The organism is Amycolatopsis sp. NBC_01286, from assembly GCF_035982555.1.
Taxonomy (GTDB): Bacteria; Actinomycetota; Actinomycetes; order Mycobacteriales; family Pseudonocardiaceae; genus Amycolatopsis.
In genome coordinates this window covers 2,938,055-2,957,559 of the sequence record NZ_CP108428.1, presented here as the reverse complement: position 1 = coordinate 2,957,559, position 19,505 = coordinate 2,938,055, and the positions used below count along the sequence as shown (strand labels likewise).

General features: G+C 66.3%; 22 protein-coding genes and 1 pseudogene. 19 read left to right on the top strand and 4 right to left on the bottom strand.

Annotated elements, in window-relative coordinates; all coding sequences use genetic code 11:
• Positions 1-927 precede the first annotated feature (927 nt).
• On the bottom strand, positions 928-1,227 hold the full coding sequence (locus OG570_RS14435; protein ID WP_326956889.1) for a hypothetical protein: 300 nt from the start codon (positions 1,225-1,227) through the stop codon (positions 928-930).
• Positions 1,228-1,528: 301 nt separating this feature from the next.
• On the opposite strand from OG570_RS14435, the gene OG570_RS14430 reads away from it, so the two are divergent.
• The 4 genes from OG570_RS14430 to OG570_RS14415 all read left to right on the top strand — a co-directional run bounded on the left by OG570_RS14430 (position 1,529) and on the right by OG570_RS14415 (position 5,881).
• Complete coding sequence (locus OG570_RS14430) at positions 1,529-2,401, top strand: restriction endonuclease (RefSeq protein WP_326956887.1); 873 nt, start codon at positions 1,529-1,531, stop codon at positions 2,399-2,401.
• A 79-nt stretch (positions 2,402-2,480) separates the two neighbouring features.
• Entirely contained in the window at positions 2,481-2,807 is a 327-nt protein-coding gene (locus OG570_RS14425; RefSeq protein ID WP_326956885.1) for a hypothetical protein, read from the top strand.
• Between the two features lie 211 nt (positions 2,808-3,018).
• Positions 3,019-4,557 (top strand): pentapeptide repeat-containing protein, encoded by a 1,539-nt coding sequence (locus tag OG570_RS14420; RefSeq protein ID WP_326960026.1) that lies wholly within the window; start codon positions 3,019-3,021, stop codon positions 4,555-4,557.
• Between the two features lie 496 nt (positions 4,558-5,053).
• Positions 5,054-5,881, top strand: coding sequence for a hypothetical protein (locus OG570_RS14415; protein WP_326956883.1), 828 nt, complete (start codon positions 5,054-5,056; stop codon positions 5,879-5,881).
• Positions 5,882-5,901: 20 nt separating this feature from the next.
• On the opposite strand, the gene OG570_RS14410 is transcribed toward OG570_RS14415, so the two are convergent.
• A complete protein-coding gene (locus OG570_RS14410; protein WP_326956881.1) occupies positions 5,902-7,053 on the bottom strand; it encodes a helix-turn-helix domain-containing protein in 1,152 nt (383 codons plus the stop codon).
• Between the two features lie 308 nt (positions 7,054-7,361).
• Between OG570_RS14410 and OG570_RS14405 the strand changes: the two genes are divergently transcribed.
• The 6 genes and pseudogenes from OG570_RS14405 (at position 7,362) to OG570_RS14385 (ending at position 9,915) form a co-directional block, all read left to right on the top strand.
• Entirely contained in the window at positions 7,362-7,559 is a 198-nt protein-coding gene (locus OG570_RS14405) for a hypothetical protein (protein WP_326956879.1), read from the top strand.
• Complete coding sequence (locus tag OG570_RS14400) at positions 7,556-7,852, top strand: hypothetical protein (RefSeq protein ID WP_326956877.1); 297 nt, start codon at positions 7,556-7,558, stop codon at positions 7,850-7,852. The genes OG570_RS14405 and OG570_RS14400 overlap by 4 nt, the downstream gene beginning before the upstream one ends.
• Before the next feature lie 49 nt (positions 7,853-7,901).
• On the top strand, positions 7,902-8,111 hold the full coding sequence (locus tag OG570_RS14395) for a hypothetical protein (RefSeq protein WP_326956875.1): 210 nt from the start codon (positions 7,902-7,904) through the stop codon (positions 8,109-8,111).
• Positions 8,108-8,308 (top strand): annotated as a pseudogene (locus OG570_RS48270) (helix-turn-helix domain-containing protein); the annotation flags it as partial. The gene OG570_RS14395 and the pseudogene OG570_RS48270, both read left to right, overlap by 4 nt.
• Positions 8,309-8,899: a Scr1 family TA system antitoxin-like transcriptional regulator gene (locus tag OG570_RS14390; RefSeq protein WP_442788316.1), complete on the top strand. Its 591-nt coding sequence runs from the start codon at positions 8,309-8,311 to the stop codon at positions 8,897-8,899. It abuts the pseudogene before it with no gap.
• Positions 8,900-9,018: 119 nt separating this feature from the next.
• Positions 9,019-9,915, top strand: coding sequence for a phosphotransferase family protein (locus OG570_RS14385; protein WP_326956870.1), 897 nt, complete (start codon positions 9,019-9,021; stop codon positions 9,913-9,915).
• Here OG570_RS14385 and OG570_RS14380 read toward each other — a convergent pair.
• Complete coding sequence (locus OG570_RS14380; RefSeq protein WP_326956868.1) at positions 9,874-11,202, bottom strand: hypothetical protein; 1,329 nt, start codon at positions 11,200-11,202, stop codon at positions 9,874-9,876. The two genes, OG570_RS14385 and OG570_RS14380, sit on opposite strands and share 42 nt — an antisense overlap.
• A 273-nt stretch (positions 11,203-11,475) precedes the next feature.
• On the opposite strand from OG570_RS14380, the gene OG570_RS14375 reads away from it, so the two are divergent.
• Complete coding sequence (locus OG570_RS14375; RefSeq protein ID WP_326956866.1) at positions 11,476-11,676, top strand: hypothetical protein; 201 nt, start codon at positions 11,476-11,478, stop codon at positions 11,674-11,676.
• On the opposite strand, the gene OG570_RS14370 is transcribed toward OG570_RS14375, so the two are convergent.
• Positions 11,673-12,017, bottom strand: coding sequence for a GntR family transcriptional regulator (locus OG570_RS14370; RefSeq protein ID WP_326956864.1), 345 nt, complete (start codon positions 12,015-12,017; stop codon positions 11,673-11,675). The genes OG570_RS14375 and OG570_RS14370 overlap by 4 nt on opposite strands.
• Before the next feature lie 152 nt (positions 12,018-12,169).
• On the opposite strand from OG570_RS14370, the gene OG570_RS14365 reads away from it, so the two are divergent.
• The 8 genes from OG570_RS14365 (at position 12,170) to OG570_RS14330 (ending at position 19,397) form a co-directional block, all read left to right on the top strand.
• Positions 12,170-12,394: a hypothetical protein gene (locus tag OG570_RS14365; RefSeq protein ID WP_326956862.1), complete on the top strand. Its 225-nt coding sequence runs from the start codon at positions 12,170-12,172 to the stop codon at positions 12,392-12,394.
• Positions 12,395-12,608: 214 nt separating this feature from the next.
• A complete protein-coding gene (locus tag OG570_RS14360; RefSeq protein ID WP_326956860.1) occupies positions 12,609-13,268 on the top strand; it encodes an ABC transporter permease in 660 nt (219 codons plus the stop codon).
• On the top strand, positions 13,268-15,439 hold the full coding sequence (locus tag OG570_RS14355) for a cell division protein FtsK (protein WP_326956858.1): 2,172 nt from the start codon (positions 13,268-13,270) through the stop codon (positions 15,437-15,439). Before OG570_RS14360 ends, OG570_RS14355 begins: the two co-directional genes overlap by 1 nt.
• A gap of 139 nt (positions 15,440-15,578) precedes the next feature.
• A complete protein-coding gene (locus OG570_RS14350) occupies positions 15,579-15,863 on the top strand; it encodes a hypothetical protein (RefSeq protein WP_326956856.1) in 285 nt (94 codons plus the stop codon).
• Positions 15,832-16,422: a hypothetical protein gene (locus OG570_RS14345; RefSeq protein ID WP_326956854.1), complete on the top strand. Its 591-nt coding sequence runs from the start codon at positions 15,832-15,834 to the stop codon at positions 16,420-16,422. Before OG570_RS14350 ends, OG570_RS14345 begins: the two co-directional genes overlap by 32 nt.
• The gene (locus OG570_RS14340; protein WP_326956851.1) at positions 16,422-17,981 is read left to right on the top strand and encodes a DUF3631 domain-containing protein; all 1,560 of its coding nucleotides are present in this window, start codon (positions 16,422-16,424) and stop codon (positions 17,979-17,981) included. The genes OG570_RS14345 and OG570_RS14340 overlap by 1 nt, the downstream gene beginning before the upstream one ends.
• Positions 17,978-18,208 carry a helix-turn-helix domain-containing protein gene (locus OG570_RS14335; protein WP_326956849.1) on the top strand — a complete coding sequence of 77 codons (231 nt, stop codon included), beginning with the start codon at positions 17,978-17,980 and terminating at the stop codon, positions 18,206-18,208. The genes OG570_RS14340 and OG570_RS14335 overlap by 4 nt, the downstream gene beginning before the upstream one ends.
• Complete coding sequence (locus OG570_RS14330) at positions 18,192-19,397, top strand: site-specific integrase (RefSeq protein WP_326956847.1); 1,206 nt, start codon at positions 18,192-18,194, stop codon at positions 19,395-19,397. The genes OG570_RS14335 and OG570_RS14330 overlap by 17 nt, the downstream gene beginning before the upstream one ends.
• Positions 19,398-19,505: the final 108 nt, after the last annotated feature.

Sequence of the window (19,505 nt, the reverse complement as noted above, 5' to 3'; positions counted from 1 at the left end):
TCTGCTGCGCCGCTGTTACCGAAAGCGGGACGACCGCCATTGCGACGCCGCATCCTGGGCATGCAGAGGCGCGCTCCGCGCGGCGCTCTGCCCCCATCGGGTGATCTTCACGAACTTTCTGAACCCGGGCACGAGCCACGTAGCCACCCGGCTAGTCACCCACCAGACGAGTCAGGCCCCATCCGAAGTGCTTCGGATGGGGCCTGACCTGCGGAGCCGCCTAGGGGAATCGAACCCCTGACCTATTCATTACGAGCGGAATTTTCATTACGAGCGGAATTCGTCACTTGTTGACCTTGGTCGTAGGGCGTTGACCTGCGCGTTCAGAGTCTCCAGGCGTCCGTGGACGTCCGTCGCTTGCCACCCTGATTGACACTCACTTCGACACTCAGCAAACGCCAACGCCGCCGAGTCAGCGCAGACAGACTCCCAGCGTGGCAGCACACGGCACGAACCATGCAACCCGCCGATCCGAGCACCACCAGCCACCCGCCGATGTAGCCGAGTCCCGGACCTTGCTCGGCCTCCGCCGACTTCGTTCGGTTCTTCGCGCGAGTCGCAACGCGTCGACCAGCACCGCCCCAAGTCACCGCAGCCGTCGACCACCGTTCCGGCGACGAGCCGGTACGCGGTCAATAAGGACACCGTGCGTGCCAGCGAGCCGGGACCGTAGCGAAGCAGAGGCAAAGCTTCGCTCGCGGGCATGATGAACCGGCTTGACCTGCAAGGGCCTTCCGGAGGGTTAAACCTGGGACCTCTTCGTTATCAGGGCAAGACCACCCATCCGTGATCAAGGCGCGTGCCGGTGACCCCGGGTTCGAACGTCCTTAGACGTCCGCGGGCGTAGTTAGGGAGCTGGGGCGATCGTCAGGCAGATCGTCAGGCCGAACGCCGCTTTGACCAGCCGTGAGTCGAGACGTAACGCCCTCACGTCTCCTTCTGTTGTACGGCAATCCAAGCCTGAGTCTCGGCGAACTGCCTCTCCCCGCCTGGCGGCGGGACTGCTTTCCATACGATCTGGCGGTCATCACACAGCTTCTGCACCAGCCGCTCCGCACTTCGCGTGTCGTACCGCTTCTGCTCACCGTCACCCTCGGCCACCCAGTAAATGGCGCGGCTCTGTGCGTGGTCGTAGTCGAACCGCCATCGGACGACACCATCCGCTTGCAACCGATCGAGCATTTCACCGAGGTGTCGCTGTCTTGCAATCCGGTAGCGCTCAGGCATCAGGTCCTCCGTCGCGGTGATCGCGGCCGCGGGTCCTTACGATCTTCAGGGTGGTCGGTGTAGACGGCGCCGAGTTGCTCGCCGTCGCTCACGGTCAGATCCAATCGTCCACGGCCGAGATCGTGCCACTTTGCCGAACGGTCAGCCGCGAACTGGGTGCGGCCAACGTCCGCGAGAGTCCGCCGGGCTCAGCGCGAACTAACGAGAGCTACCTCGCCGGCCGTCGCACACCAGACGGAGGCCGATCCGGTGCCGCGTGTCACGCATCCGACGGACACGAATCCGGAGGTAAGTTAGCCCGGTGACCAGCGAAGAAGCGCTAGATACGGAGTACGAAAACGGCGTTGCCGACGTGCTCTCCTATGTTGCGGGTTCAAGCGCGACGGTCAAAAGAAACGTCCGCCTTCGCGGGCACGTTAGCGGCATCCTCCGCCAGATCGATGTGCTTGTGACAACTAGAGGCGTGGTCCCCCTTGGCACAACCCGCGTCGCAATAGAGTGCAAGCGCTGGAAGCGGACCGTGGATGTTCCCGACGTACAGAAATTCGAGGCAATGGTGAGGGAGGTCGGCCTCGACGGCGGATTGATTGTGACGAACACCGGTGTTTCAAAAGGAGCATTGGCCGTCGCAGAGCAGTCTTCCGCTCTTCGAATCGCCGTATTAACCCTAGGTGAACTTGAAAGATGGTCACCTCCCGGAACAGTGCACTTCGACTATGAGATACCGGCAGCTCAGCAGCCCATCGCAGCGCGCAAGCTACGGAAGGCTGGGTTTCGCGTCGCGATAGACCAGTATCCCGACCAGGTCGAAGGATCGGTCGTGCTTCGAGTATTTCGACACTTCGGCGCCCCGAATCCGTCAGGTGAAGTTCAAGTCGAAGCACGCGACAGGATACTTTTGGCATTTGAGCAAGCAGGTGTGAGGGAACCTCGCAACCGCGCAAGCGGAAGCACCATCCAAGGTGGAACACCACGGCACCAATGGATTCAGACGACTCTCCACGATGAAGCCCTGGTCAAGGTGCTGGCTGCCGACCAGCAAGAAGTCGAGGAGGCGATGGATAGCCTCGCCGAAGGCTATCTTCGCGACATACCCGGCGCCCGGGAACATCTTGGCTACATCAAACCCGACGGATGGCCGGTGGAAGGCCTGTTCAACGGGTGGGCGCACTAGACCCGCCGGTTCGCTCAACCAAAGGTTGACGTCGAATGCCTGCAGCCACAACTAGGCTGACGACGGAGAGGAGATGCAAGTGACGCTGACGCTCAAGTTCGCCAAGTTCGATAGCAAGTTGATGGTGTGCCCTGCCTGCGACGATGAGTACACCCACGTAGAGGAGGTGCAGATCGCTGCACGCGGGGAAGATGAAATGCCCAACGAAATCACGGTCGACGCTGTGACCGGTCGAGTTGAAACGCACGGCAATTCGCCCGCGCCGACCGGCACCGTCGTCCACGATGGCCGACGACAGCGGATCGCAGTAACTGGCCACTGCGAGTCGGGTGGGCACAACTTTGCGATCGTGTTCACCCAGCACAAGGGCCAAACTCTCCTTGAAGTCGTACTGATCGACAAGTGAGGCAGTGAGCCGTCGGACGCGATGGGTCGCGACTCAGCCGTCGCATACGACCAACGCGGCTGCGGCAGACTGCGAGACTTTCATTCACAACTCGCAGTCACGTGCACTCGGGGAGTAGTCCCGAGTGTGCGATGACTGTTCTCTAGTGGAAGGTGATGCGCAGGTGTCCAGATGGCGGCGAGCGAGCGGTCCTCTGGCAGCAGCCGTGGTAATGCTGCTGGTTGGTGTCGTCCTGTCGTCCGGCTGGATCGACTGGCCCAGGCTCGGGCAATGGAGCGGGCGCCGAGCACCTTGGTTGGCCGCCTTCGCGGCGGCCGCGATGTTCGCTGGTGTCGGCGGCTGGACTTGGTGGTGGAAATCGAAGCAGCCGCCACGCAGGCGGGCGCCGGGGTTGAGCTGGTGGACGGTGGTCGCCGCTGGCGTTGTGGTCGGGGTGGTCGCGTGGGGTGCGACCAGCTGGCTGCTCACGGAAGCCAACTCTGCTAACGACCGGGGCGCTGCCCGCGTGGACGCGATCAAGACGGGGCTCGGTATCGGTGCTGGCACTACCGGCATCTTCGCGCTCCTACTCGCTGTCCGTCGCCAGACCCACCAGGAGCACACCGCTGCCGACATCAGCCTTGACGCCACCGAGCGCCGAGTCACCGAGCTCTACACCAAGGCCGTCGAGCAACTTGGCTCGGCAAAGGCCCCGGTCCGGCTTGGCGGCCTCTACGCACTGGAGCGCCTCGGCGAAAGCCACGAGGACCAACGCTCCACGATCATCAACGTGATCTGCGCATACCTGCGGATGCGCTACGCCTGGCCTGCCGAGCCAGCCGACGACGCGACACCTGAGCAACTGGACCGTTATGAAGACCGCTTGCAGGAAAATCAAGTCCGGGTCACTGCGCAACGCATCCTGAGTCGCCACCGCGATATGTGGACGGAACGTCTCTTCTGGCGTCAGATAACCATTGACCTAACCGAAGCGAATCTCCGGAATGTGGTTCTAGCCCGCACCGACCTCGTCGGCGCGACCCTCATCCGTGCAAACCTCGCCAACGCAGACCTCACCGACGCATTTCTGAATGACGCACAGCTCATTCGCGCGAACCTGGCCGACGCCACCCTCACCAAGACGAGGCTGTCCGACGCGGACCTCACCGGCGTGGACCTCACGAGCGCGAACCTCACCAATGCGAGGCTCGCTCGCGCGAACCTCACTGAGGCGATCTTCACCGACGCCGAGCTTACTGGCGCGACGCTCATCGACGCTAAGCTCAACAACGCGGATTTCACCAGTTCAGGCCTCCTCCGGGCGGACATGACCAAGGCGAGTCTCCGTAGCACGGACCTCTCTCAAGCGAGGCTGAACGACGCGGACCTCACCGAGGCCGTACTCATCGACGCGAATCTCACCGACGCAAGACTCATCCGCGCACAACTCACCAACGCCGACCTCACCGTCGCGCAGCTCGTCCGCGCAAACCTCACCAACGCAGATCTCACCAACGCAGATCTCACCCGCGCAAACCTCGCGGGGGCAGACTTGACCGACGCGGACCTGACCGACGCGAACCTCACACTTGCGGACCTCACCGACGCAAATCTCACCAACACGAACTTGGACCATGCAGGTCTGAGCGGCGCAATACTTACTGGGGCGTGCGTCACGGACGCAACCCGCATTCGACTTCCACCACACTACGAGGTGCGCGATAACAAGGTTGTGATGAAGTCGACGTCCGGGGACGCCGACCATGCATGAAGACTCGGATACGCGAACGGACCGCCGTTAGCGGCTCAGTCACAAGCCATCTGCGACGTGGCTGTCGGCGAGGCCGACGCGGTGTTCGAGACCGTGAAGCCGGCCGACTACGGACAGGCCCGCCATCGTCGATTACTAGTCAGGCCGACAGCAAAAAGCCCGGTTCACCAGAGTGGCGGACCGGGCTTTGACCTGCGTGGGCCTACCAGGACTTGAACCTGGGACCTCTTCGTTATCGGGTCAAGATCACTCGTTCGTGATCAAGGCCGAGGCTAGATGACCTCACATTCGAACATCCGTGGACGTCCGTCGAGGTCTCGGCGGATACGGGGCGATTGTCAGGCTGCATCGCGGTCGATCAAGGCGCCGCGCAGGGACTGGGCGTGCCGCTGCTGCGGTAGATCGTGGCGCACGCTGCATACAGCGCCGCCGGTTCGAACTGAGCGAGCAGTTGGGTTAGCTTGTTGTGATGGTGTACGTAGCACACGTTGTTCAAGTGATGATCGCCTTCCCATCGGACGCGCAAGAAGCGCGCGCAGCGGTGGAGCGGGCCCTTCACGGCTGGAACGACGCGTATGCGCGCAACCGGCAGGTCATCTTGCAACCCTGGTGGTGGGAGGCAGCAGTTCCATCGCTCGGAGATCACCCCCAAGCACTGCTCAACGCCCAGGGCGTCGACCGGGCCGACGTCGTCTTCGCTCTGTTCGGCAGCAGGCTGGGATCCCCCACGCCGGGTGCGGTCTCCGGCACCGTCGAGGAGATCGAACGAGCCGCAGCCCAGGGCAAGCCGGTTCACCTCTACTTCTCCACTGAACCGCTTCCTCACGATGTCGACCTTGATCAGATCGAAGGCCTTCGCGCGTTCAAACGGGAGATCCAGGCACGCTCGCTGTACGGGGAATTCAGTAACCCCAGCCAACTAGAGCACGAAGTGTGGAAAGCCATCGAGCAAGACCTCACCGAATTCGCATTCGGTGCGCCCTCCAGCCCCCCGACCCCCGGCGGTGTTCACTTCATCGTCCAGCCCAAGCGCGAACGCGAACCGCAGGGCATCGACAAGCGAGGCAAACACCAATACCGGACAAGGACCTGGCTGGAGATCACGAACGAAGGCACCACAGACGCGCACGACGTTCGTTTCGAGGCAACCGAAGACGCCGCTGGCTTGAGCATACTTTCCGACAAAACTCCTACAGTGATCCATGCTGGCCAAACTCGCAGAATCACCACTCAGTACATGATGGGTCGCTCAGCCGATCCTGTTGTGCGGGTCAGCTGGACTGAAGACGGTGAATCTCACGAAAAGGACTTTCACGTCGGCTGACTACGAGAGTCGCGGCCGCACTAGGACGCCTTGATCAGTCCCATTCGATCGGCCATGCCACGGACTTCACGAGCGACGCCTTCGCGCCGGGCGCGGGCGAGCATCGTGGAGATGATCTCCCGGACGAACGGGTTCGTCCGGGTTCGGATGTGCCCCAGCTTCTCTGCCTGGACTAGGAGCGCCAGCACGTCTTCGTCGGGCCGGCGGATGCCGTAGAGCGCGCGGGCGTGCTCGATCAGGAACGTCGTGCGGCGCGAGTCGATCGTCAGCTCGGCCGGGTCGACGGTCGCCGCCAGCCCCGCAGCCTCGGCGTGGTCGCCTCGTTCGAGTGCTGAGGAGATACGCCAGAGCACAACGTTGGCCGGGCTGAACAGCAGGAAGTTCCGGTTGCCGAACTCGACGTGCTCGGCCAGGCCGGCGGCTTCGTCGAGCGCTGCGGCAGCGTCGCCACCCAGCACCGACTCGGTGTACCCCGAGGTCAGGGTGAGCGCGCCGCGCACGTCGTAGGCGTCGGCCGGCACGTAGTCCAGCGCGCGCTCGGCGAGTTTGCCGGCTCGCTTGTGTGCGCCGAGACCGGACAGAGCCTGCGTGCGCGCGAATTCGGCGAGCGCGATCCAGCCCGGCTCGCCGAGCCGGACCGCGGCCTCGTGACCGCGGTCCGCGGCGATCCACGCCAGCTCGAAGGCACCAAGGCCTTTGGTGAGGAGTGCCGTGGTGTGCGTCGCGGTGACGATCGACCGGAGTGCTTCCGGACTGGCGACATGGGTGTGTAGCGCCAGCAGCAGGTCAGGGAGCCGGGCGCCGACCTCGGCGTCCTGGTTCGCCTGGCGCAGCGCGGCGAGCAGTTGCGTCTCGGACAGCAGCTGGCCGAGGTCGCCGATCGGCGGCTCGGTGCCGTCGAGGTCGGTGCTCAGCAGGGCGTCACGGATCGCAGGAATGGCGGTGTCCGCTTGGGGGTCGCGGATCTCCAGGCCGTCGCCGGTGATGTCGGACAGGCTGACGCGCAGGGCGCCGGCGATCGCGACGAGCGTCGAGCGCTTGTCGATCGCCGTGCGTTCGTTCTCGATCTTGGACAGGTAGCCCTTGGACAGGCCGGACAGACCTGCGAGCTGGTCCAGGGACAGGCCGCGCCAGCGGCGGAGGCGTCGAATCGTCGTGCCGATCGAGTCCATGGGGTCAGCGTACATACCTAGGTTTCCCAGAAGGAAACCTTTGTGACCTGCATCTTTGTACGGTCACTCACTATGCGTGACCCACTACGTACTCGCCAAGCCACCGACGGCGTCGATTCGCAGGGCACTCCCGGCATCGTTGAGATCGAAGTGCGGGACGACGGTCGGATCACGCTGACCAGTTCGACGCCTCCGGGAGAACCGATCTTCTTCGGCGCCGAGGGAGCCGCTCAGCTGCGAAACCAGCTGGGCGACGCACTGACGATCTCCCTGCGGGATGCGCGGACGGGTCCGCCGGGAGCCGCGTCATGACCGGCGATTCCCACGATGACCGGCCGACGTTCCGGTGCGGCGGTTCCCTGTTCAACACCGGCGGCCAACGGGTCAACGAGATCGACCTGAGCACCTACCGGCCCCCGGAGACGCACGCGGACATGACCGACGCCGACTGGGAACTGGCCGCCGCCGCACTCAGGAACTTCGAGATCGAGCGGGGCATCCGGTGACCGCGGTGGACGACCGCGCAACCGCGCGCAGCGCCGCCGTAGAGGACTCGTGGGAGTGGCACGAGTTCAGCGGCGGCGACGGGTGGGCGCACCTCTACCTGCGATCCGCGATGCGTAACCAGCGGTTGGAGATGCTGCTTCCGTGGTGCCTGCGAGCTGCCGCGTTCCCGCTGGAGCACGACCGACCGAGCATCAGCCGCAGGAAGGTCATCCCGGTACGCGGCCGCACGTGCCCGGTCTGCGCGAGCCAGAACGAGCACCGGCGGATCGAGGTGCGGCGTGCACGCTCGTGATCGGGAACTGCTCGCCGGCCTCTCGAAGGTGAACTCCAGGATCGGGAACGTGACGGTCGAGCTGCTGTCCATGCAGGCGGATGACGCCGGCTACGCAGCCGGGTTGCGCACGCTCGCCGGCCAGCTGGTGCAGATCGGCGCGGCTCTCGCGCAGCGCGCTGGCGAGCTGGACGGGAACCGGCTCGACTCGACGGCGCTGGTGCAGCTCGAAGACCTGACAAGACGAATCGACGACAGAACGGAACGGTCCGAACCGTGACCCGAGGTACATCGACCCGGCCGGCGATCATTGCCATTGCGCAAGCGCTCCGCGGCCTTCGCCAGGAGAGCGGCGTCAGCCTTCGCCAAGTCGCAAGGAAGACGCAGATCAGCCCCTCCAGGCTGTCGGGGCTCGAAACCGGCCGCCGAGTGGAAGCTACGACGATGGCTTATCTCCTCGGCGCTATCGGAGCCCCCGTGACAACGCTGAAGCGGCTCATCGACCTCGCGGAACGCGTAGACGAACCCGACTACTTCGACCCGACGGGGCGCGACGACAGGATGCTGCGCGCAGGGTTCGAACGGTCGTCAAAGCAGGTTTTCGAGTGGTCTCCGACGCTGTTTCCGAAGACGCTGCGCTCCGCTGGCTACACCCGCGCGATCCAGGAGTCAGGCCTACCCAACCCCGATACCACCACGCGCGACCCTGTCCCGGCGGAGGCTCGTGTCAACTCGGCGGACGAGTCGAAGCCGCTGTACACGTTCCTGCTCGGCGAGGCCGCCACTCGACCCGATGCCTGCTCGCCGAGCGTGCTCTACGAGCAGATCGAGGAAGTGGCGACGCTGTCAAAACTGCTGCGTATCTCGATCAGCGTCGTTCCGGCGTCATTCTGCCCGACCGGCTTGGTCGAACCGTTCTCCCTGTATGAGGACCACCTTGGCGCTTTCGCGGTCGCCATACCGCACCACCGCGGTACGGCCTTCCTCACCAACGAAGCATCCGTGAAGTCCTACGCGAAAACGGCCAAGTGGCTCCGTAGCGGCATGGCTCAAGACCCGTGGCCCTGACCGGCTCCCGGTCGGCACGCCCTGCCCTCCCCCCCCAGGCGGCGTGCCGGCCGGGTCTTCACCGTGCCGGTACTCAACCCCAAGCTCTAGCCTGAGCAAGGCACCGATAGAGGAGTCTGATGACCACGACGAAGGCCTTCACGTCAGAGCGGACACAAGCCGTCTTCGAGGCGGCGTGCGCCTTCGCCGGACTCGACGCGGCCGGCGCGAAGCGAGTCCGGTTCGGGGAGAACGCGATCTTTCGCCTGGCTGACAGCTCCGCGGTGGTCCGCGTCGGCCGCTCGATCCCGGCAGCGACGAAGGAAGTGCTCGTGGCCGGCTGGCTCGCCGAGAACGCGTTCCCTGCTGCGACGTCGCTGAGCGGGCACGAGCAACCGTTCGTCGAGGACGGGCTACCCGTCACGTTCTGGAACTGCCTCGAAGAGGACGACACCCCCATCACGCCGGCGGAGTTCGGCAAGCTGCTTCACGACCTGCACGCTCTCCCCCATCCGACGGACTTTCGCCTGCCGACGTTCTCCCCGATGCCGAAGGTCGAGCCGCGCCTGCAAGAGCTGAAGGGCAAGCTGTCCGAGGCTGACCTCGACTTCCTACGCGACCGGTACGAGGAACTCTCTAAGAAGTTCCGAGACCTTGAGTTCCCGCTGCCCGCAGGCCCGGTACACGGCGACGCTCACCCCGGGAACGTCATGCGTGCCCCCGACGGAACGCTGAACCTGATCGACTTCGAGGACTTCGCCTTCGGACCACGCGAGTGGGATGCGGCCGTGCTTTCGGTCCGCCACCAGGCGTTCGGGTGGGCGTCCGAAGCCGAGTACGACTCGTACACGAAGGCCTACGGGTTCGACCCCATCGACTGGTCGGGCTTCCCCGTGCTCAGGGCTACCCGCGAGCTGAACATGACCATGTGGCTCTCGCAGACCGTGGACGAGTCCGCCGAGGTCAAGGCCGAGGTGGAGAAGCGGATCTCCGACCTACGCGACGATCAGGCGCCCCGCCACTGGAAGGTTTTCTGACGGCAAGTGGACGTCGGCGAAGTCGAGGAACTCCTTCACCAACGGGTCGCCGGCGTGCCCGCCCAGCCGCCCGCGGAAGTCGTCGAGGTACGAACGGACCCGGAACGACTTCAGCTTGGCCGCCGTCTCGACAACGGACCTGGCCACGTCCAACGCCTCTTCGAGGTTCCCACCCTGGAGGTGCGCCGTGGCCAGCACGGTCCGGCAGAACGAGAGGCTTCTGACGTAGGTCGACGCCGAGACCGCGATGGACGCGGCGGCGTGGTGGTTCGCCAGCTCGGCGTTCCCGATGTCGCGGAAGCAGTGCGCGAACTCGGCGTGCAGTTCGGCTTCGTCGAAGTAGTGAATCCACTCGGGATCGTTGTCCCGGACGCCCTGGCCGTGCCAGCGCTCGGCCGTCAGCAGAGCGGCCGTGACGTCCTCTTGCCGGCCGAGCGATGCCAGCGCCCTTGCTTCCATCGCGTGGAACAGCGCCATCGTGGTCGGAGTGGCGTAGCCGTTGGCGCCCTTGTACGCGGCTCGCGCCAGGTCGACCGCGCGCTGGTAGTACCCGAGGAAGTTCGCCTGGTGCGACATCCCCGCAAGAATCCGGCCGCACAGCGGCTTGTCGCCGGCCGCTTTGGCCAGGCGGAACGCCTGCGTGAGGTAGCGCTGCGCGAGCCCGTGCGCGCCCGTGTCGTACGCCGTCCAGCCGGCGAGCCGCGTGAGGGCAGCGACCTCCCGGAAGTACTCCCGCCCGACGGGGTCTTGCGGCGACACATGCCTGATGTTCGGCAAGATCTCCTGGTCGAGGAACGATGCTACGAGCGATTTCGGTCGGCCGCCGCCGTATTTGTAGTCGAAGCTGCTGAACATCGCGGTTGCCTCACGAACCGACTCGACGTCCACCAGGGTGATCGAGCGCGGCTCGGACGGCGGCCGAGATCCTTCGTTGTCAGAGTCGGTCAGCCAGCGGATAACCAGCCCACTCCAGGCCTCCGGCACGACGGCCAGCGGGCCGACCCGCTTCGGGGTCCGCAGCTCGAGTTCGGTGATCGCGCCCAACGCGACCAGGCTGTGAGCGATCTCCTCGGGGTACTCCAGGCCGATGTCGTCCGACGTGGTCTCGCCCGCACCGTCGAAGCCGATCTCCTCCAAGCCGACGGGTCGGCCGAGCAGCTCGCCGAGGACGGCGGCGATCAGCTGACAGGTGCGCGGGTGCGGTTTCGTGCCGTCGAGCCAGCGCTTCACCGACACGTGGTCCGAGCTGACAAGCTCGCCGCCGTCTCTCTGGCTGCGCTCGCGCACACGACGGGCAAGACCCTTGTTCGTCGCCCCCGTCTGTCGCATAACCGCAGCTAGAAGTGCGTTCGGCTGCTTCCCCGTGTCGACCACCGATACCTCCGAAGGTCATTAAAGCACCCCCCGTGCACCCCCCACGTGCAAAAACGCACCCCCGCGTGCACACTGCTGAACCCCCGCCCCTCCGCGGTTTCCTGAGTTCATCAGCGACGACGACGGCTCGAAACACCGAGCCGGACGGGCCACCAGAGGCCGGTCGCGGGACCAGAGGAGACAGCGATGGCGAAGAACAACTTCCCGATGATGAAGAGCGGCGGCGGCCTGCTCGGCAAGGCGGTCGGCCTGGTGGTGACGCTCGCGATCATCGTGCTGATCGTGAAGTACCCGGCCGACTCGGCGGGGTGGGCCAGCGGTGCCGCCCACGGTGTCGGCGCGGTGATCGACGGTGTGGTGACGTTCCTCCGCGCGCTGTTCGGCTAGCTCTCCCCAAGTTTCCGTTCGATGTCGCCGAGCCGCTTCCGAATTTCGGCGATGGCCTGCCAGATCCGCTCATCCCCCGAGGCCTCGGGACGAGCCGCTGAGTCACCCTCGGCCGGCTGGGTACGCACGAACGAGCCCTTGCCGTGCCGGATCACCACCAACCCCTCCTCCCGGAGCTGGGCAACCGCGCTCTTGGCCGTGTTCACGGCGACTCCCCACGAGTCGGCGAGTTCCTGGTAGGTGGGCAGCTGGGAGCCGGGTCCGTACTCCCCAGACGTGATCGCGGCCCGAAGGCCGGCGGCTACTTGCAAGAACGGCGCACGCGGATCGTCCGGGTCCATAGATGCCATCTCACCAGCATATGTCAGGTGACTTAGCTAAGTCAGTTCTCATCAGTCAGTTGACAGAGTTAATAGACAGGACTTACTTTGGGTTCCGGTCGACACCGACCACTCCTGAACAGGAGACCTACGAATCGTTGGAGCACATCCCCATGGACGACCTCATCCCCCTGCCCAGCTACGCGCCGGACGGCCTGACCGAGCAGGACATCGACGTGATGATCGCCGAGTACTTCGTGACGGCGGCGGAGCAGAACCCGGAGAGCCCCCGGCCCGCGGCGATCGCGGATCGCGTCGCGACGCACCGGCACATGCGGCGCAACAACCGCCAGACCGTCAACTCCGCTCTGCGGGCGCGGCCCGACGCGGCTGCTTGATTTCGCCCCGGCCCGGCGCACGGAACCGCCAAGAACCACCCGCCGGACCGGGCTCCTCCCAACCACTTCCAAGCCAGTCAGGAGAAACCTCATGGTAGGGCTCAACACGCCCACGAACACCCGAAGCGCGTACCCGGCTTCGGTCGCTGACCTCCTTCCCCGAGTTCGCGAGTTCATGGTGGACCTGGGCGAGGTTCCGTCCCGGAACCGGATCATGACCGAGTTCAAGGTGGGCGCGCCGAAGGCGAGCGCGCTCCTCGCAGCGCTGAGCGACGACACCAAGACCGAGCCCGTGCGGAAGCTGCACGCCGTGACCGAACCGGCCGCGAGCGAAGGCCCGGAATCGGGTCCGGAAGTTCTGGCAGAACCGGCTGACGACGACGGAGACGCGCAGGTAATCGAGGCCGCAGACCCGGGGACGACGCCGAGGCGCGCGATCAAGCTCTGGCCCGTGCTGCTTCTCGCTCTTCCCGCGTTCGTAGCCGTCTGGAGTGGCTGGGTCGGGCTCGGCCGGCTGACCGGGTTCGGCCCGATCCAGCTCCTGCCGGGGATCTGGGACCACCTGACGATCAACTCGGCGATCACGCTCCCGATCGGAGTCGAGACCTACGCGGCGTTCGCCCTGCGGGTCTGGCTGTCCCCGGTGACCCGGACCCACCGCGTCCGCAGCTTCGCGAAGTGGTCCGCCCTGGGCTCGCTCGTGCTCGGCATGGTCGGCCAGGTCGCCTACCACCTGATGTCCGCTGCGGACGTCGAGCGCGCTCCTTGGCCGGTAACCACGCTCGTCGCCTGCCTGCCGGTCGTCGTGCTCGGCTGCGGCGCCGCCCTTGCGCACCTCGTGCGCGACACCACTGACCAGGAGGTGAACGACTGATGAGCACCACCAACGACCCGCACGGCGGCCGCGTGATCGCGTTCCCGAGTACGCCCACCCCTGACGCGGACCCGTTCGTCATCGACGCCGAGCCCGGCGACGAGGCTGCGGAGCAGTCGCCGGCCATTGCGGTCGACCGCTCAGCCTCGGACGGTTCGTCGTGGCTGGACCGCCTGCGCTCGCAGAACCGTCAGCCGATCATCCCCCGGTACCTCAAGTCCACCGCGGACGCGAAGGACGCGGCGAAGTGGGTGGGCAAGCACTACGCCCACAAAGCCGGATACCACGCTGCGCGGTCGCCGCTCTACGGCCTCCGGCTCGCGGTGCGCTCTCCTCGCGGCCTCGTGATCCTGCTGGCTGCGACTGCCCGACACGTGACCGACGCCGAAGGGCGTCCGGCCCGCTCGGAAACCGCGACCGCCGACAAGGCCGACCTGTACTTGAAGCTCTCACAGCAGCGCGATCGGCGAGTCGTGCTCCGGCTGATTCAGCTCGGTCTCGTGGCGACAGTCGGGTTGGTTCTGGTGTTCACCCTGCCGAACATCCTGCCGGAGTGGGTTCTCTGGGCTTGCGGCGCGTTCGCGGTTGCCCTGCTGGGAAAGCTCGGGTCCACTCGGGACAACCCGGTCGTCTCGTCTCGCGCGGTGCTGTCGACGCAGGTGCAGAAGCTGACGAGCGACAACGTCGTCCAGGCGCTGTCCGTGCTCGGCATCGCGGGCATCAACCAGGCTCTCAGCAAGAACCCGAACGCGATCGGGTTCACGGCGCCGATCACCCGGGACGGTCCCGGCTGGCGCGCCGACGTCGACCTTCCACCCGGTGTCACGGTCTCCGAAGTGGTCGAGCGGCGGGCGAAGCTCGCGTCCGGCCTCGGCCGTCCCCTCGGGTGTGTCTGGCCGGAAGGCAACGCGGAGGTGCACCCCGGGCGGATGGTCCTCTGGGTCGGCGACCAGGACTTGTCCAAGTCACGCCAGGCGGCTTGGCCTCTGCGGAAGCTCGGCAAGGTCGACCTGTTCAAGCCGCAGCCGTTCGGCACCGACCAGCGCGGCCGGTGGGTGGACGTCACCCTGATGTTCATCTCGATGGTCATCGGCGCGATCCCGCGGATGGGAAAGACGTTCACGCTGCGAGAACTGCTGCTGATCGCGGCGCTGGACCCGAGGGCCGAGCTGCACTCGTTCGACCTCAAGGGAACCGGCGACCTTTCGCCGCTGGCGCCGGTGTCCCACCGGTACCGCGCCGGCGACGAGCCGGACGACATCGCGTACGCCGTCGCCGATCTGCGGGCGCTCGCCGGCGAGCTGCGGCGGCGCGCGAAGGTGATCCGGGAGCTGCCGAAGGATCTGTGTCCGGAGAACAAGGTCACGCCGGAGCTGGCCGACAAGAAGTCCCTCGGCCTGCACCCCATCGTGATCGGCGTCGACGAGTGCCAGAAGTGGTTCGAGCACCCCGAGTACGGCGCGGAGATCGAGGAGGTCTGCACCGACCTGGTGAAGCGCGGCCCAGCCCTGGGGATCGTGGTCATGATGGCAACGCAACGACCGGACGCGAAGAGCATCCCGACTGCGATCAGCGACAACGCCGTGATGCGGTTCTGCCTCAAGGTCACCGGTCAGCAGGCCAACGACATGGTTCTCGGCACTTCGTCCTACCGGAACGGCATCCGCGCAACCACGCTGTCCTTTCGGGACAAGGGGATCGGGTACCTGGCCGGCGAAGGCGACGAGCCACGCATCACCCGTGGCGTCTACATCGACGGCCCGGATGCCGAGAGGATCGCGAACCGTGCTCGGACGGCACGGCTGGCGGCCGGGCGGCTGACCGGCTACGCCGCGGGCCTCGACCTCGCGCCCGATGAGGAAGAGGACACGAGCACCCTGCTCGCCGACGTGCTGGCCGCGATCGGCGACGCCGAGAAGGCGTGGTCGGAACGCATCGTCGATCGGCTGGCCGAGCTTCGGCCGGCGGTCTACGGCCCGTGGGCCGATCTGCCGACCGGTGCCGCGAAGGCAACGCAGCTTTCCGGCGCGCTCAAGCCATTCGGGATCGCGACAAAACAGGTTTGGGGCAACGACCCGGACGCCGGCAAGGGCGCCAACCGGATGGGCGTCAAGCGCGAATGGATCGCCGACGCTCTTACCGAGCGTGACAGGAACCGCAAGAGCGGATAGCTCTCCGCGGGGCTCTAGGTCTAGAGCCTGCTGCCTCTAGACCTAGAGCCCCCTCTAGACCATCAAAACCACGCTGATCAGCGCCCTAGCACCTAGAGGCGCGGGCCGAATGCGGCCAAAAACAGCCTCGGAGGCTCCGTTGAACCCCCTCAGCAACCCGAACGTCCTGTTCCTCATCGTTCTCGCGGTCGTCACCCTTGGTTACACCTGGTCGTGCGCTGTCTACCCCTACCGGCCATGCCGCTCCTGCCGGGGCATCGGAGCTTTTCGCTCCCCGCTGCTCCGCGCGATCCGGCTCTGCCGCCGGTGCGGCGGAACCGGCCGCACGCTCCGCGCCGGCCGCCGCGCCTACAACTCCTGCCTCCGCGCCCGGCGGTCGTACCGCGATCTGCGTGACCGCGACCGCCGCGACGAGAACCGCTGACTCCGCAGCTCAACCGAAGGGCTCACCCATGACAACCACACTTCTCAACCCCGAGCGTCAGTTCCTGGGCTGCGTGATGCAGGTTCGGCACACCGCGGCCCGCCGACTGCTCGCCGGAATGCGTGCCGACGACTTCGGCTCACCGATCGCCGCTCACGTGCTCCAGCTCGTCATCGAGCTGACCGCCGCCGGCCACGCACCGACACCGATAGCCGTGATGGATCACGCCCGCGAGAAGACGACCTGCAGCCCGCGGTCCGGCGGCGCGAACCGGCTGCGCAGCCTCGGCCTCTGGATCGTCGAGACGTACACGAACGGCCCGATCCTCCCGCCGCCGTACTACGGCTCCTGGCTGAAAGCCCTCGTACTGAAGGACGCGTACCGCCGCGCCGTTCGGGAGCACGCGGCCCGCCTGGTGCAAGCCGTCGAGGACGACTCGCCGACGGACGTTCTCCGCCACCGGCTCGACGACACGGAACGCCTCGACGACTTGTGGCAGCGCTACCGCGAAGCCGGAGGCGACGACGAACCGACCGCACGCCTGGAGGTGGCTGCCTGATGTCCGAAATAGACGACACCCTGTCCGTGATCGACTTCGTGATCTCGGATGAACCGGCTCCCCGCTGCCAGCAGTGCAGCCGGCCGCGCGGCGACTCCCCTTCGGCCGACTTCTGCTCGGAGAACTGCCAACGCGTCTGGCGCGGTCGCCACATCGCGGCGAAGCCGGCCGAGGACAGTGGCGCCCAGCCGAGCCAGGCGCTACTGGAGACCGCGCCGGTCACCTCGCTGGCGTGGCTCGGCCCGGCTCCGGCCGGGGCCTACGCGAAGCCTGGTCACGAGGTTCTCGACTCGGTCGTGACGTTCGTGGCGCGTTTCTCGGCCTTCGCCAACGAGCACGCCGCGCCGACGCTCGCGCTCTGGTACGCACACACGCACATCGCGGAGCGCCTGTACGTCACGCCGAGGCTCATCCTCGACTCGGCTGAGCCCGGCAGCGGCAAGACGCGCGTGCTGGAGGTCGCCCAGTACCTCGTCGCCAAGCCGGAGATGACCATCAGCATCACCCCGGCCGCGATCTTCCGCATGCTCGCCGACGGCCCGATGACGCTGCTGTTCGACGAGATCGACGCCGTGTTCAACCCGAAGACCGGCGGGAACAACGAAGACCTCCGCGCCCTGCTCAACGCCGGTTACAAGCGCTCGGCGACTGTGACGCGGTGCGTCGGCGACGCCAAGAGCATGAACGTCACGCGGTTCCCGGTCTACGCACCGGTCGCGCTCGCCGGAATCGCCGGCGGAATGCCGGACACCATCACCACCCGGGCGATCACCGTGCACATGCGCAAGCGCCGCTTCGACGAAGTTGTCGAGGAGTTCATCGAAGAGGACGTCGAACGGGAGTCGGCACCAGTGCGCGCCGAGCTGGCGGGGTGGGTCGGTCGAGTCGGCGACGAGGTGAGCCGCGCTCGACCCGACCGGCCGGACGGCGTACGCGACCGCGCCGCGGAGATCTGGCGCCCACTGCTCGCCATCGCGGACGCGGCCGGCGGGCACTGGCCGGAGATCGCGCGCAAGGCGTGCCGACACTTCGTGCTCGAAGCGACCGCGCAACCGGCATCGATCGGCGTGCGGCTGCTGGCAGACATCCGGCAGATCTTCACCGCGGAGAACACCGACCGCATGGTCACCGCCGAGCTGATCCGCGAACTGCACGCCATCGAAGACGGACCGTGGACCGATGTCCAGGGCAAGCCGCTCGACAGCCGCCGGCTCGCGAAGGAACTCGACCGGTACCTGGTCCGGCCGAAGGACCTCAAGGTCAGCGGTAAGACGCTCAAGGGCTACCGCGTCGACGGCGACGGCGGCCTGGCCGACGCCTGGAGCCGCTACCTCCCGTCGCTCGAAACGGCCGCGACCTCCGCGACCAGCGCGACCCCGCAGGTCGACGCCGCATCGAGCGTCGCGGAGCCGCCCCGTTCGGCCGCAACCTCCGCGACCCGGGTCGCGGAAGGTCGCGGCACCCAACCGCCACTCACACCCGCGCTGACCAGCCCTGTCGCGGAGGTCGCGGACGTCGCGCCCGCCAAGCCGAACCACAAGAACGAGGGGGATCGATGAACGCCGTGCCCATGCCGGTCGCCGTGCCCGAACGGCACCTCTACCGGATCACCGAAGCCATGCGCCTGCTGTCGATGAGCCGCTCGGTCATCTACGAACAGCTCCGCGCAGGGCGCTTGCGCTCGGTCAAGCAGGGACGCGCGCGGCTCGTGCCGGCCGTCGCCATCCAGCAGTACGTCGAGTTGCTCATGAAGGAAGCGGAGGTCGGCTATGGCGAGTCGGCGTAGTCGCGGAGATGGCACTGTCTACTGGTCGGAAAGCCGTCAGCGCTGGATCGTCGAGCTGACGATCGGCTACCGGCCGAACGGGAAGCGCATATTCCGCAAGGCCAGCGGCAAGACCAAGACCGAAGCCAAGAACAAGCTCAAGGAGCTGATTCGCGACGTCGAAGAGGGCGCCGCTAACGCGTCGGCCAAGTACACGGTTGAGCAAGCGGTCAACGACTGGCTCGTGAGCTACGAACGCGGCGAGCGAGATCCCAACACCGTCAAGGCCGTCCGGTCGCTGGTGAACAACCACATCGTTCCCGCGATCGGCGCTCGGCCGCTGGTGAAGCTCGAAGTCGACGACGTCGAGGAGTGGCTGGCGGAGAAGGCCGAAGTGCTGGTGACCTCGACCTTGCGCAACCTCCGCTCGATCCTCCGCCGGGCGATCAACCGCGCACAGGTGCGCAAGCGGGTCCGATACAACGTGGTGTTGCTGTGCGACGAGCTGCCAGCCGGGAGGGGGACCGGGCGTCCGTCGAAGGCGCTCACGCTTGCGCAGGCCGAAGCGGTGCTCGCGGCGGCGGAGTCGTCGCCGATGCGCGCCTACATCGTGGTGTCGCTGCTGACTGGCGCGCGGACCGAGGAGATGCGCCCGCTCACCTGGGATCACGTAGATCTCGTGGGCAAGCCGGACGCGACGCCGGCGATCCCGCCGAACGTCAAGGTGTGGCGTTCGGTCCGCGCCCGCGGCGAGACGAAGACGAGGAAGTCGCGACGCACGCTGGCACTGCCCGAACGAGCCGTCAAGGCGCTGGAAGCGCACCGAGTAGCCCAGCAGGCGGTCAAGGCTGTCGCGGGCGACGACTGGCGCGAACAGGGGCTTGTGTTCGCAACCAACGTGGGCACCGAGCGGGACGTCAACAACGTCCGGCGAGACTTCCGCCGGTTGATCAAGGCAGCCGGGCTCAACCCGACCCAGTGGACGCCCCGGGAGCTGCGACACAGCTTCGTCTCGATCCTCTCGGACGGCGGGATGCCGATCGAGGAGATCTCGCGGTTGGTCGGGCACAGCAGCACTGCCGTTACGGAGCTGGTCTACCGAAAGCAGATCCGGCCGGTGGTGGAGTCCGGGGCGACCGCAATGGACCGGCTTTTCCCCGCGACGGAGGAACCTGCGGGACTTCCTCCGACCACCAATCAGGGGTCTTAGCCACCCGACAAGCCAGGCCCCGCCCGAGCTATCGGGTGGGGCTTGGCTCGTTAGCGGCCGTCGGGTCGACCGAGTGGCTGCATCGGGTCATCACGTGGCTTTGATGGC

Bases quoted from the DNA above. Each gene is read 5' to 3' on its own strand.
- OG570_RS14435 (WP_326956889.1), bottom strand. From the start codon at position 1,227: ATGCCTGAGCGCTACCGGATTGCAAGACAGCGACACCTCGGTGAAATG.
- OG570_RS14420 (WP_326960026.1), top strand. From the start codon at position 3,019: ATGCTGCTGGTTGGTGTCGTCCTGTCGTCCGGCTGGATCGACTGGCCC.
- OG570_RS14410 (WP_326956881.1), bottom strand. From the start codon at position 7,053: ATGGACTCGATCGGCACGACGATTCGACGCCTCCGCCGCTGGCGCGGC.
- OG570_RS14405 (WP_326956879.1), top strand. From the start codon at position 7,362: ATGACCGGCGATTCCCACGATGACCGGCCGACGTTCCGGTGCGGCGGT.
- OG570_RS14385 (WP_326956870.1), top strand. From the start codon at position 9,019: ATGACCACGACGAAGGCCTTCACGTCAGAGCGGACACAAGCCGTCTTC.
- OG570_RS14375 (WP_326956866.1), top strand. From the start codon at position 11,476: ATGGCGAAGAACAACTTCCCGATGATGAAGAGCGGCGGCGGCCTGCTC.
- OG570_RS14370 (WP_326956864.1), bottom strand. From the start codon at position 12,017: ATGGACCCGGACGATCCGCGTGCGCCGTTCTTGCAAGTAGCCGCCGGC.
- OG570_RS14365 (WP_326956862.1), top strand. From the start codon at position 12,170: ATGGACGACCTCATCCCCCTGCCCAGCTACGCGCCGGACGGCCTGACC.
- OG570_RS14360 (WP_326956860.1), top strand. From the start codon at position 12,609: ATGACCGAGTTCAAGGTGGGCGCGCCGAAGGCGAGCGCGCTCCTCGCA.
- OG570_RS14355 (WP_326956858.1), top strand. From the start codon at position 13,268: ATGAGCACCACCAACGACCCGCACGGCGGCCGCGTGATCGCGTTCCCG.
- OG570_RS14340 (WP_326956851.1), top strand. From the start codon at position 16,422: ATGTCCGAAATAGACGACACCCTGTCCGTGATCGACTTCGTGATCTCG.
- OG570_RS14335 (WP_326956849.1), top strand. From the start codon at position 17,978: ATGAACGCCGTGCCCATGCCGGTCGCCGTGCCCGAACGGCACCTCTAC.
- OG570_RS14330 (WP_326956847.1), top strand. From the start codon at position 18,192: ATGGCGAGTCGGCGTAGTCGCGGAGATGGCACTGTCTACTGGTCGGAA.